The 13,404-nt window shown below is 41.9% G+C and carries 7 protein-coding genes; 6 read left to right on the top strand and 1 reads right to left on the bottom strand.

Annotated elements, in window-relative coordinates:
- Positions 1-297 precede the first annotated feature (297 nt).
- From P2W76_RS06780 to P2W76_RS06755, 6 genes are all read left to right on the top strand, one after another.
- Positions 298-3,378: a SusC/RagA family TonB-linked outer membrane protein gene (locus P2W76_RS06780; RefSeq protein WP_276346893.1), complete on the top strand. Its 3,081-nt coding sequence runs from the start codon at positions 298-300 to the stop codon at positions 3,376-3,378.
- Between the two features lie 20 nt (positions 3,379-3,398).
- Positions 3,399-4,949, top strand: coding sequence for a SusD/RagB family nutrient-binding outer membrane lipoprotein (locus P2W76_RS06775; protein ID WP_276346892.1), 1,551 nt, complete (start codon positions 3,399-3,401; stop codon positions 4,947-4,949).
- A gap of 340 nt (positions 4,950-5,289) precedes the next feature.
- Complete coding sequence (locus tag P2W76_RS06770) at positions 5,290-8,583, top strand: VCBS repeat-containing protein (RefSeq protein ID WP_276346891.1); 3,294 nt, start codon at positions 5,290-5,292, stop codon at positions 8,581-8,583.
- Between the two features lie 67 nt (positions 8,584-8,650).
- Positions 8,651-10,297 carry an aminotransferase class V-fold PLP-dependent enzyme gene (locus P2W76_RS06765; protein WP_276346889.1) on the top strand — a complete coding sequence of 549 codons (1,647 nt, stop codon included), beginning with the start codon at positions 8,651-8,653 and terminating at the stop codon, positions 10,295-10,297.
- A 70-nt stretch (positions 10,298-10,367) separates the two neighbouring features.
- Positions 10,368-11,675, top strand: a complete 1,308-nt coding sequence (locus tag P2W76_RS06760) for a vanadium-dependent haloperoxidase (protein ID WP_276346887.1) — start codon at positions 10,368-10,370, stop codon at positions 11,673-11,675.
- Between the two features lie 164 nt (positions 11,676-11,839).
- Positions 11,840-12,418: a c-type cytochrome gene (locus tag P2W76_RS06755; protein ID WP_276346885.1), complete on the top strand. Its 579-nt coding sequence runs from the start codon at positions 11,840-11,842 to the stop codon at positions 12,416-12,418.
- 267 nt (positions 12,419-12,685) lie between these two features.
- Here P2W76_RS06755 and P2W76_RS17905 read toward each other — a convergent pair whose 3' ends face one another.
- Entirely contained in the window at positions 12,686-13,072 is a 387-nt protein-coding gene (locus P2W76_RS17905; RefSeq protein WP_346429824.1) for a four helix bundle protein, read from the bottom strand.
- Positions 13,073-13,404 lie beyond the last annotated feature (332 nt).

Below are 13,404 nucleotides of genomic sequence, written 5' to 3'. Positions count from 1 at the left end.
GCAAATATGTCGTTAAATTGTTACTGTAAAAATTCAGTTAGCGATTTTCGGCGATCTGCATAAAAAAATGTGGCGGATTTTTATTCTTACAAGTTTCATTAATTTATTTATAATCAATTACATACAAACATGATCGAGGTTAAAGGCCTGAACATTCAGGGACTTTTGTAAATATTTGGCATAATTAAATAAATGTTTAATTTAGGAATGCCTAATATTTATGTAAGATAATATGAGTTTTATGTAAAAATTAGAGCAAACAAATAGTTTTTTATACCTAAACACAAAAAAAGTTTTATGATGAAAAAAATTTACAAACTAATCGTGTTACTGCTACTTTGCCAGACCTATGCGTTTGCGCAGAATGTCAGTGTAACCGGAAAGGTTACTGACTCGGACAACCTGCCGCTTCCCGGCGTAAGCGTCAAAGTGAGTGGATCTAACCAAGGTACAAGTACTGATGCAAGCGGTAATTTTACAATTTCTGTACCATCCAATGCATCACTGGTCTTTACCTACATTGGATTTACAAGTCAGACTGTTTCAGTTAACGGACGGACAAATTTAAATGTTCGTCTTGAATCTGATTCAAAGCTACTTGAAGGAGTAATTGTTACAGCTTTGGGTATTACAAAAGATCAGAGGGTCCTGAGTTATGCAACTCAAAAGGTCAATACTGATAATTTCCAAAAAGCCAGAGAGTTAAATGTTGGTAAATCTTTGATCGGCCGTGTTGCCGGTCTTGATGTTGCCGGTACTTCTTCAGGTCTTGGCGGTTCAACCCGCGTTGTATTGAGAGGAGACCGTTCAATCACAGGTAACAACGGAGCATTGATCGTTGTCGATGGTGTTCCAATGGATAACTCGAATTACAGTCCTGGTACCGGTAACGGTGGCCGTGATGGTGGTGATGGATTATCCAGCATCAACCCTGATAACATCGAGTCTATGACTGTACTGAGAGGAGCTTCTGCAACTGCACTTTACGGTTCACGTGCTGCAAACGGTGCGTTATTGATCACTACCAAAAAAGGCAGTGCGCAGGCAGGTTCAGGGGTTTCTTTCAACAGCTCTTCTCAAATTGAGCAGATGATGGAGCTTTATGACTTCCAGAATGAGTATGGTCAGGGTGCCGCTGGAGTTTATAACAGAGCTCAGGAAGGCTCATGGGGTCCGAAAATGACAGGCCAGTCAGTAGCTTTGTGGGGAAATGATCCTGCAGATGCTGGTAAAACCTATAACATGACTCCTCAGCCGAATAACTACAGGGATTTCTATTCTACAGGAAAGCAATTGTCAAATACTTTAGCATTCACAGGCGGTAACGAAAAAGCTCAGACTTATTTCGCATACACCAGGGTAGATGCGACCGGTATCATTGACAATAACAAGTTGGTTAGAAACAATCTTAACCTGCGTATTACCGGAAAAGTAAGCCCTAAAATATCTTACGATTCGAAAGTTACTTATCTTAAACAAGATATTGACAACAGGCAATACACGGGTGAGGCCTACCAGAATAACCAGCGTCACATCTTACGTATTCCACGTAACATCTCTTTGGAACAGGCTAAAAAATTCGATTACATTGACCCTTCAACAGGTAAATTAATGCAGAACTATTGGAATCCTGGATCTAATGGCGGTGAAAATCCGTTCTGGACTAAAAACCGTATCATTTCTGATGACATCAGGGATCGCGTTATGGGTTTTGGATCATTAACTTACCAGGTTACTCCCGGATTGAGTTTAATGGGACGTGTAGGTATTGATAAAACAATTGATGCTTTCGAGGGTAAATGGTACAACAATACCTATACTATCGCTGATTTTGGTAACTACGTAACTGAAAACAGGGACGTTACTGAAACTAACTTTGACTTCATTGGTATCTACAAAAAGAACATTCTGGAAGATCTGACTGTTGATGCAACTTTCGGTGCGAGTCTTCAGCACGTTGACAGGACATTCCGTTCAACCAATACTAATGGACTAAACAGGGATAACTTATTTATTCCATCCAATGGTCGTGGTCCAACAGATGGTTACTCATTTGTTGCCACAGAAAAACAAGGTGTTTTTGCAACTGCCGATTTCACTTACAAAAATGCAATTACAATCTCTGGTTCAGTTCGTAATGACTGGTCATCTACCTTGCCGAAACAAAACCAGTCTTATCTGTTTGGTTCAGGAGGTTTTTCAGCAATACTTTCCAACATCTTCACTTTACCAAGTGCAGTTTCGTTTGCTAAGCTGAGAGGTTCTTATGCAACTACCGGTAACGATGCTGCTGCATTCCTTACAACCCAGTTATATAACTTTGCGGCTGGCGGTAACGGCGGTTTCATTAGCAGAAATGGTGTAAAACCATTCCCTGAATTGAAGCCTGAATTAACAACGGCAATGGAGATTGGTTTAGAAGCTAAATTCTTTAACGATCGTTTTGGATTTGATTTAGGTTTCTATAATTCTGATTCTAAAAACCAATTATTTACTGTTTCTCTTCCTCCTGCTTCAGGATGGAGCTCAGAGTATGTTAACGCTGGTTTAGTAAACAACAAGGGTATTGAATTAACCCTGAATGGAACGCCTATTGCTAAAAATGATTTCCGTTGGAATATTGACGTAAACTTCGCCAGAAACATTAATAAGTTAGTTGAGTTGTCTCCAACTTTGAAAACCTTGAACTTAACTCAGGATTTCATGGTATTCCAGCGTGCTGTTGAAGGACAACCGTTGGGTCAGATGTATAGCAGAGGTTATCAACGCAATGCCAGCGGAAGTATATTAGTGGGGCCAAACGGTTTACCGTTGATCACCCCAGGTACTACTGTTGATATCGGTAATTCACGTCCTGACTGGACCGGAGGTATAAGCAATTCATTTAACTTCAAGAGATTTAGCCTAAGCGCTTTAATTACAGCCCGTGTTGGTGGTACGGTTACTTCATTCACGAATGCAATTATCTACTCTGATGGTCAGGTAGCCGAAACATTAGCTGGAAGAAGCTCTATGATCTTCCCTGGTGTAACCGCAGCCGGAGCAGCTAATACAGTTCCGACAACTGCCGAGGCATACTGGAAATTTGTAGGTGGACGTAATACTCCGGTAGGTGAAGTTTGGGCTTATGACGCTACAAACGTTCGTTTACGCGAAGCTTCTTTAAGTTATTCAATACCAAAAAATCTATTTAACAAAGCTCCATTCCAGGCAGCTTCTGTTTCTTTAGTAGGTCGTAACTTATTCTTCATCGTAAATAAAGCCAAAGGTTTCGACCCTGAATCTACAGCAGGTTCTACTAACACGTCCGTTGGTCAGGAAGGATTCTCCCTGCCTACAACCCGCCAGATCGGTTTAAACTTAAACTTATCGTTTTAATTATTAAAAAATTATAAATTATGAAAAAATATAGATTATATATCGTTGCTTCAACCTTGGTCCTGGTTACAGCTATTGGTATTTCTTCTTGTACCGACAAGTTTGAGGAATACAATACTGATAAAACCAGGTTAACAGAGCTTGACGCATCAGCTGTTGGTAATGCATTCGCAGCCACTCAGCACAGGGGGATCCTGTTTTCATGGCAGACCTTTCAGAGTTTATTTGGCGATTTATACGCCCAGTATTATGGCAATATCGCTCAGAACTTCAACTCTGACCGTTACGTAATGGTTGGTAACTGGTTGAATGGTGCATTCAATAACTTTTACAATAATGGTGTAAATCCATTGTTGGGGGTGTTGGAAAACACTAAACCGGGTGGTGTAGCTGAAAATCCTGGAATTTACGCCATGGCCAATATCTGGAAAGTTAAGATCTTTCAGCCAATGACTGATTATTGGGGACCAATTCCTTATTCAGCTGTAGGTAATGGCCTAAAGCAAGTGGATTATGATGCTCAGGATGTTATTTATAAGGACTTCCTGGTACAGTTGGCTAAAGCAACTGCTGACCTGCAGGCATACAAGGGAAAAAATCTTCTTGGAACTAATGATCTGATCTTTGCAGGTGATGTAGATAAGTGGATACGGTTTGCTAACTCTTTACGCCTTCGTATCGCTATCCGTATCTCAGGAGTAGAGCCTGCATTGGCAAAGACAAATGCTGAGGCTGCGATAGCCGGTGGTGTTATGGAAACCAATGCTCACGATGCTTACCTGAAAACTACTGCCAATAACATCAACAGTTTCAATCAGGCAACGGCATGGAATGAGTTCCGTATGAGCGCTGCAATGGAATCCGTGTTAACGGGTTACGAAGATCCGCGTCTTTCTAAGTTTTATGCTCCTATTGAGGGAACAACTGCAACCTTTAAGGGTATCCGTAACGGATATACTCAGGTACAGTTAGGTTTGCCAGAGAATCAAAATACAAAATTGTCAAACGTAGCTGACAGGTTTTTACCAGCAAATCAGAATACCAATCCATTTGAGGTTATGATGGCTGCAGAAAGCTGGTTCCTGAGAGCAGAGGGCGTATTGAAAGGATGGAACATGGGCGCTGGTACTGCCAAATCTTTCTATGAGAAAGGTATCGAGACTTCCCTGAAACAATGGGGTATCTCAGATCCGGCTGCAATAGCTGCATACACTGCGAGCACGAAAACTCCTATCGCTGTAACAGGCGCTGTAGTTTCACCTGCATTAACCGACCTTCCGGTTGCCTGGACTACAAACGCTGCAAGACAATTGGAGCAGATCCACACTCAGAAATGGCTTGCTTTGTGGCCCAATGGAGTAGAGGCATGGGCTGAATATCGCCGTACCGGTTTCCCTAAGTTATACCCTGTAATGAACTCTGAGAGTGCAGTTGTAACCAAGGATCAGGTTATTCGTCGTGTACCGTACACTATTGGCGAAAGCCAGACAAACCCGGGTGGTGTTGCAACCGGAGTTGCAAAACTTGGTGGTCCTGATAATGAAGCTACCCGTTTATGGTGGAATAAATAATCAATTATAATATCGAAAGTGAAGGCCTTCCTGAATTTCAGGGAGGCCTTTTTTATTGACAATAGTTTAAAATAACCGTTTATCTGGTATTTTACCTATGAGATAGAACCTGGGATCATTTGCAATAATATTCTGAATATTATGTTCTCAAAAGATATTCTTTACCCAGATATTTTTTATATTTAATGGTTCACTGTGAACGCACAGTAATTTTTGACTGGGACCTATTATTCCTTCCTATCAAAGTTTTTTATTCTGAAATACTTATAATTCAGAATTTTATGCTGTACAATTGACAGAAATAATTTTCAATGATCCGTGCCTGATAAAATACGTTAACATGCTAAAAAAAATTTATGCTGCTGCTCTTTTGAGTCTTGCATTGAGTGGCTGCGCCAGTAAAAATGATACACTTTTTACCTTATTGGACGAAGATGATACGGGGATTGACTACTCGAATAAGCTTCGTGAGAGTGATGAACTGAATGTAATGAACTATTCATACTTCTATAACGGCGCCGGTGTCGCAGTTGGTGATATTAATAATGATGGGCTTCAGGATTTGCTTTTTACCGGTAACATGGTTAGAAATCGTCTGTATATCAACAAAGGAAATTTTGAGTTTGAAAATATAACTGATAAAAGCGGTATAGCCAGTATGCAGGGGTGGTGTACTGGTGCAACAATGATTGATATTAACGCGGACGGTTTTCTCGACATTTATATTTGTCGCTCGGCAGACATTGATCCTGAAAGAAGGAAGAACTTGCTATTTATCAATAATGGTGATCTGACGTTTACGGAAAAAGCCGAAGAATATGGCCTTGCTGATCATGGTTATTCCACTCAGGCCTCTTTTTTTGATTATGATAAAGACGGGGACCTGGATATGTTTCTTATTAACCACTCCCTGCAAAAATACACCACGGGTGTGCAGGAGAATGTTCAGTTGAGAAAGCAGCAGAATCCGGATTTTGCTAATAAGCTATATCAAAATAATAATGGCTATTATACCGATATCAGTGCTAAAGCTGGAATAACTTCTAACGTTCTCACCTTTGGGTTAGGTCTTGCTATATCTGATGTCAATAATGATAACTGGCCGGATATCTACGTGTCCAATGATTTTAATGAACCTGATTACCTGTTCATTAATAATGGCAATGGTACATTTACTGATAAGCTCGCCGAAAGTATGAGCCTGGTATCGATGTATTCTATGGGATCTGACGTTGCAGATTATAATAACGACGCTTTACCAGACCTTGTTACCCTGGATATGCTTCCTGAAGATAATCAGACACAAAAGATGCATTCAGGTGCCGAAAATTTTGATAAGATGCAATTTCTTTTCCAAAAAGGCTTTTATTACCAGTTCAGTCGAAATATGCTGCAAAAAAATAACGGGGACGGCACATTTTCTGAGATAGGCCAGTTAGCCGGAATATCTAACACAGACTGGAGCTGGGCTGCTTTGTTTTCAGATTACGATAACGATGGCAATAAGGATCTCTTTGTTACGAATGGTTACGTTAAGGACTATACTGACATGGACTTCCTAAGATACACAATGGATCAAACCATTCGTGCAAGGCAGGAGGGAAAGGAGGTCGCGGTGAAAGACTTTATTGAAAAAATGCCGACTATCGTTACCCCTAATTACATTTTCCGTAATACGGGGAATGACAGGTTTGAAAAAAAGAACTCTGAATGGGGCTTAAGCAAGGAAGGCATATCGGCAGGTGCTGCGTATGCTGATCTAGACAACGATGGCGATATGGACCTGATAGTCAGCAATACAAATGATTACGCAGGCATCTACAAGAATAATAGTGAAACGATTGGAAAAAACAATTACATTAAGATCAAGCTAAAAGGTGATCCCCTGAATTCCTATGGTATCGGATCTAAGGTGACGGTATATTGTAAGGATAAAAAATATTACCAGGAGCAGATCCCTGTGCGTGGGTTTCAATCTTCTGTAGATCCGGTATTAAATTTTGGCGTAGGAAAAAACAACCTTATTGATTCTATTTTAATAGTCTGGCCAAATGATCAGACTCAAAAGTTAAGGAATCTTAAAGTAAACCAGACAGTCTCGCTGGATTTGAAGGATGCCGGGCAGAGCGATAAATTCGTTCCGGCATCTATTTCGGGTAGATATTTCACCAACACCAATACTATAAACTATACTCACATAGAAAATCAGTTTAATGATTTTACAGTTCAGACCCTGCTGCCTAACTACCTGTCAAGACAAGGGCCGTGTATAGTAAAGGCAGATTTGAATCATGACGGGCTGGATGACATATTCGTAGGTGGTGCAGCGGGGCAATCCGGAGCTGTTTATCTGCAAACAGCGATCGGGAGCTTTTCTGCTAAACCATCGGCAGCAATTACAGCCGATTCTCAGTATGAAGATACGGCCGCTGAATTTTTGGATGTAGACGGCGACGGCGATAAAGATTTATATGTAGCCAGCGGCGGATATGAATTTGGTAAGGATGATATTCTTTTGCAGGACAGGATCTATATAAATGACGGCAAAGGAGGTTTTTCGGCGAGCAAAACAAGTCTGCCAAAAATGCTGATCAGTACAGGAAGTGTGAAATCTGCTGATATCGATGCAGATGGTGATATAGATATTTTCGTTGGGGGACGTTTGGTCCCGGGGATGTATCCAACTACGCCGGAGAGCAAGATCCTGATTAATGATGGCAAAGGAAATTATACGGATGCGACAAATAAGATCGCACCGGCGATAAAGAATATAGGCATGGTAACGGATGCATTATGGATCGATGTGGACAATGATAAGACAGAAGATCTGGTAGTGGTGGGAGAATGGATGCCAGTAAAAGTCTTTTTGAATAAAAATGGCAAACTTACAGACGCTTCGTCAGCATATATTAAGTTCGCTTCAACCGGCTGGTGGAATAAAATTCATGCGGATGACATGGATGGCGACGGCGACAAAGACCTGATCATTGGAAATCTCGGAACAAATGCTCAATTCCGGGCGAGCGAGAAGGAACCTTTACAGTTGTATTTCAAAGATTTTGATGAAAACGGTTCTGTAGATCCCATTTTCTGCTATTACAATGGAGGCGCATCCTATCCGGCGGCTTCGAGGGACGATATAACAGACCAGCTTCCAGGCCTGAAAAAGAAATTCCTGGAGTATCATAAGTATTCAACAGCGACTATTACCGACTTATTTACGCCTGAGCAGTTAAAGGATGCAAAAGTGCTGAAATCAGAAATTCTTGAAACCGTTTATTTGGAGAATACAGGAAAGGGTTTTACACTGAAGAAGCTTCCCGTTGAAGCACAATATGCTCCTGTGTATGCAATTGCATCATTTGACGCTAATGGAGATGGCAAAAAAGATCTGGTATTAGCAGGTAATAATTCCTGGACACGGATCAAATTCGGTCAATTCACTGGAAGTAACGGCACGATGATAATGGGTAAAGGTAAAGGCGAATTTGAATACGTACCTCAATGGAAAAGCGGCTTGAATATTCGTGGTAATGTAAGAAGTATGCAAATGGTCTCTAATAAATCTCAGAATTCTCACCAGATCATCATGGGAATAAATGACTCGAAACTAAGGTCTGTAAAGGTTAATTGACAATGCCGGATTCCATGACATTTGATAATTTAAGCTACTCATTATATAAAGCCCAAAAAAATAATACATGAAACGTAGAAATGTTCTTAAAGGTTTAGCTCTCCTGCCTTTAACCGGAAGCATGCTTCCTAAACAATCATTAGCAGGACCCATTCTTTCTGATAAGGGATCCCTGGTTTCGCAAATTCCGGGTCCATCTGTTGCTTCTTCAGAATTAAATATTTTCCGTTCAATTGGCGTTGAACCCATTATTAATTGCCGCGGTGCTTTCACTATTCTTGGCGGATCATTAGAGCTCCCCCAGGTAAGAGAAGCAATGGAGGCAGCCTCACAGAATTTTGTTCAGTATGATGAACTCGCTGACGGGATAAGCAAGAGGCTGGCCGAAATTACCGGCGCGGAATGGGCTATGGTTTCTGCCGGTTGTGCAGCCGGGTTAAAGCATATAACAGCAGCCTGCGTAACCGGGGGTAATCCGGAAAAGCTGATTCGTATTCCTGATCTTACGGGTTTGGAAAAAACCGAAGTGATTATTCCTGAGTATTCCCGAAATGTATATGATCATGCTGTCCGGAATATCGGAGTGAAAATCGTCCACGTTTCATCGCCGGAGGAACTGAAAAAGGCAATTAACTCAAAAACGGCGATGATTTATGTCAATGCAGTAGAGGGTTCCTTTACCGGGCAGCCGTTCTCTCTGGAGGTCATATCAAAGATCGCCAAACCTGCGAATATCCCTGTGCTTATCGATGCCGCCGCGGAGCATTTGACAATTCCCCCGGTCCATTTAAAAAGAGGAGCAGACGTAGTGGCCTACTCAGGAGGTAAAGCTATACGAGGGCCTCAATGTGCGGGCTTAATGCTTGGTAATAAAGATATACTTATGTCTGCATGGCAGGCTAGTTCTCCGCACCACGGGCCCGGAAGAGATAATAAAGTTGGCCGCGAAGAAATGATGGGAATGCTGGCGGCTGTAGAAAGCTGGGCGAAAAGAGATCATGAGGCAGAATGGAAGAGATGGTTATCCTGGCTGGACACTATTTCTAAGAAGATGCTGACTATAAATGGTGTTAAAACATTGATCATCGAACCAACAGCACTGTCCAATAAGTACCCGGTCTTGAAAATTAGCTGGGATCCGGCAAAATTAAATGTTAATGGCAATGAAATAGCAGAAGAGGTAGGAAGAAATAAGCCGAGAGTTGCCGTAGGTGATGCCGATCATCCAGATGGCACAACATCAATTGATATTACCGCCGGGCACATGAAAGAAGGGGAGGATCGTTTGGTGGCTGACCGTCTTTATGAGGTCTTGTCGCGTAAGCGTAGCCCAAAATCAGAAACCATGAATAGTCCTTCGGGTAATTTAAGCGGAACATGGAAAGTTGGAATTAAGTTTTTCAGCAGTATGGATCAGCATATTTTTACTCTTATTCAAGATGGCAACTGGGTAAATGGTACGCATAAGAGCGAGTTTCATGAGAGGCTTATAGCAGGTACTATAGAAGGTAACCAGGTGAAGCTTAAAAGCGTTGCAGAAATGCCGGGAAATAGCATCACTTTCTATTTCTCAGGAACAGTGAGCGGTGATTCTATTACAGGTGACATTCATTTGGGCGAATATCGCACGGCTAAATTTACAGCAACCCGGGAAAAAAGCAAGGCGGTCCGCCGAAAAGTTTCCGTACCGGGAGGCCCGCCTCTAGCTACCTGAAAATGCGTTAATATTGATGTGATAATAAATTAATTTACTTAGACAGATAAGACTAATCGACGTTCCCGATATGAAGAAGATATACGTAGTTATAATTTGCATTCTATTCCTGGCAAGTTCGTGTTCCGAAGACAAGGATTATGAAACAGTTTTCAAGAATCCTGAGCTGTATTCACAGACCGTAGGCTCATTAACAGATGTGATCACGTATGATGTTTTTTCTCCACCGGTGGCCAGCAGGATCTATGCCTACAGTAATCTGGCAGCTTATGAGGTTATGGCATCAAAGTCTGTAAAATATAGATCGCTTAGCAAAAAACTAGCTGGATTCAATAAACTTGCAAAGCCTGAAAAGCCGGTTAATATCGAGCTTGCTTCTCTTTTGGCGTTCATGTACGTGGGGCAGGAACTGACCTTTTCGAAGGATTCCACCCAGAAAATAATTGATGGGCTTATCCACCTGGCGGAATCGAATGGAATGCCAGCCGAAATTATAGAAAACTCCCGGAATTATGCCCAGGGATCTAGCAAAGCTGTTATGGATTGGAGTAAAAAAGACAATTACAAACAAACCCGGTCAGCCGTAAAGTATACTGTTAATAATGATGAAAGCAGGTGGGTGCCAACTCCCCCTGGTTATATGTCAGCAATAGAACCAAACTGGATGAAGCTGCGTCCGGTCATGATAGATTCTGCCAGTCAGTTCCTGCCGCTTCCACCCGCTCCCTTTAGCAAGGAAAAGGATAGCAAGTTTCACAAACTTGCTTCGGAAGTATACGACCTGGGAGTAAATCTGACCGATGAGCAAAAGGCAATAGCTGACTTCTGGGATTGTAATGGGTTTAAAATGAATGTATCCGGACATGTGATGTTTGCCACAAAAGCTATGACACCGGGAGGTCACTGGATGGGCATAACTGGTATAGTATGCAAAAATCAAAAGGCCGATTTTGACAAAACCGTATTTAGTTATGCCGGTGTCTCAATTGCCATTATGGATTCTTTTATTGCCTGCTGGAATACAAAATTCACTTACTCGCTGTTAAGACCTGAAACCTATATCAATTTGTATCTTGACGAAAACTGGAAACCATATCTTCAAACACCACCCTTTCCCGAGTACACTAGCGGGCATTCTATAATATCAAACGCTTCGGCAACAGTTTTAACTAATATCTTCGGAAAGAACACTGCTTTTACCGATTCAACGGAAAGACGCTGGGGCTGGCCGGACAGGAAATTTGCAAGCGTAAATCATGCCGCCCGGGAAGCAGCTATTAGTCGTATATACGGCGGTATACATTATCGCGAAGCTATGGATGAGGGTCTTAAGGAAGGAGAGAAGATAGGTAACTTCGTCTTTAATAAGCTCAATTGAAGCAGTAGGAGCCTTGGAATATTATCATCGCTCAGCTGCTTTGTCCTGGTGGAGCCTCTGATTATTCCTAAAAATCGGTCAAAGGTTCTTTATTTAATCTGAAATTCGAATATTTTGTATAAAATTGCGTTATACAACGTCTTACTATATATTCTCTTACTAAAATGAAACAACTATTTATTCTGGGTATGTGTGCCCTTTTTTTAGCATGCGGTGATTCGTCGAATGAACGCGGTATTGCATCAACATCCGCAGATTCTACGGCTTCCGGAAGTGCTTATAACAGTAACGATGGGTTCGCACCGGCAGCACCTTCTGCAGCTCCTGCTGCTGCTGCAGCAGCCACTGCTGCGCCTGCAAGCGCAACGGCTGATACTGCAGTTACTACAACTACCGCACCGGCAAGCCCGGCAACAGCAGCAACTACAACTAAAGCTCCCGCTGCCGCACCGGCTAAACCGGCAGCTTCAGCGAATGACGATGCTGAAATAAAAAGGGGAGAAGCTTTGATAGCGAAGTCAGATTGTTTTGCCTGTCATAAAGTCGATGTCAAAGTGCTCGGACCATCTTATAAAGACGTGGCGAATAAATATCCAAACAATGCCTCCACTGTAAACCAGCTTGTTGAAAAAATCAAAAAAGGTGGAAGCGGTGTATGGGGAGCCATTCCAATGTCACCACACCCTGCGCTGTCTGACGATGACGCGAAGGCGATGGTTAAATATGTGTTGTCTTTGAAGTAATCAGTGCTTCGCTCAGTAATCGGTGCTGCGCTCGGTTACTAGTTAATCAGTGATCAGTGATCAGTGCTTCGCTCAGTAATCAGTGCTTCGCTCCATGACTGGTAATCAGTAATCAGTGATCAGTAGTGTGCACAGTAATTGGTGCGTGCTTGGTAATGAGTCTTTTATTACTCACTACTAATCACTGATTATACTGATCACCGAATACCGATTACCACTTACCGATTACCACTCACTGATTACCACTTACTGATTACTGATTACCGATCACCTCCTCACCGTTTGACAGAAAACTGCTGATTTAGCGATCATTGAGTTTAGCATTTTGCCAACATGGCGACATTGATCGAGAAGATCTTGGGCAAGATCAGGCGAAATATAGGAACAATCTCGTGCTACCTCCAGCCAATGTTGAGTTTCCATTTGTTCTCCATCTGCATCAGTTAGTTTGCTTATAAAATGTCTTTCATATTTCCTTTTCGCCCAGGATTCTGCAATTTGAGCGCCAACAGATCTCGAAGATCTTCGAATCTGATCCGTTAGCGAGTAAGTCTCCTCTCTCGGAAATGTTTTTGAAGTCTCAAAGATTATCTTAGAGATATCTCGTGATAACTTGTATACATGTAAATCCCCGAAATTTTTTACGTATTCCATTAGGAAATTTACCAGAAATCTTCTGGAAAAAAGTTGATATGCCGGTTATTTGATATGAGATACCGGTTAATCAGTGACGTGTATGGTGATCGGTGCTACGCTTGGTAATTAGTGATCGGTGCTGCGCTTAGTGATCAGTGATCGGTGCTGTGCTCAGTAATGATCAGTAATCGGTGCTGCGCTCAGTAATCAGTACTTCACTCAATGATCAGTAATCGGTGCTGCGCTCAGCAATCATTAACGAGTCTTTTACTAGTAACTACCGATTACCGATTACTGATCACTGATTACCGAGCACCGATTACCGATCACCGATTACCGTTCACCTACCA

The sequence above is a fragment of the Daejeonella sp. JGW-45 genome (genome assembly GCF_029360805.1).
Lineage (GTDB): Bacteria > Bacteroidota > Bacteroidia > Sphingobacteriales > Sphingobacteriaceae > Daejeonella.
The sequence above is the reverse complement of the archived record's forward strand: the minus strand, read 5'-3'. Positions and strand labels throughout refer to the sequence as shown.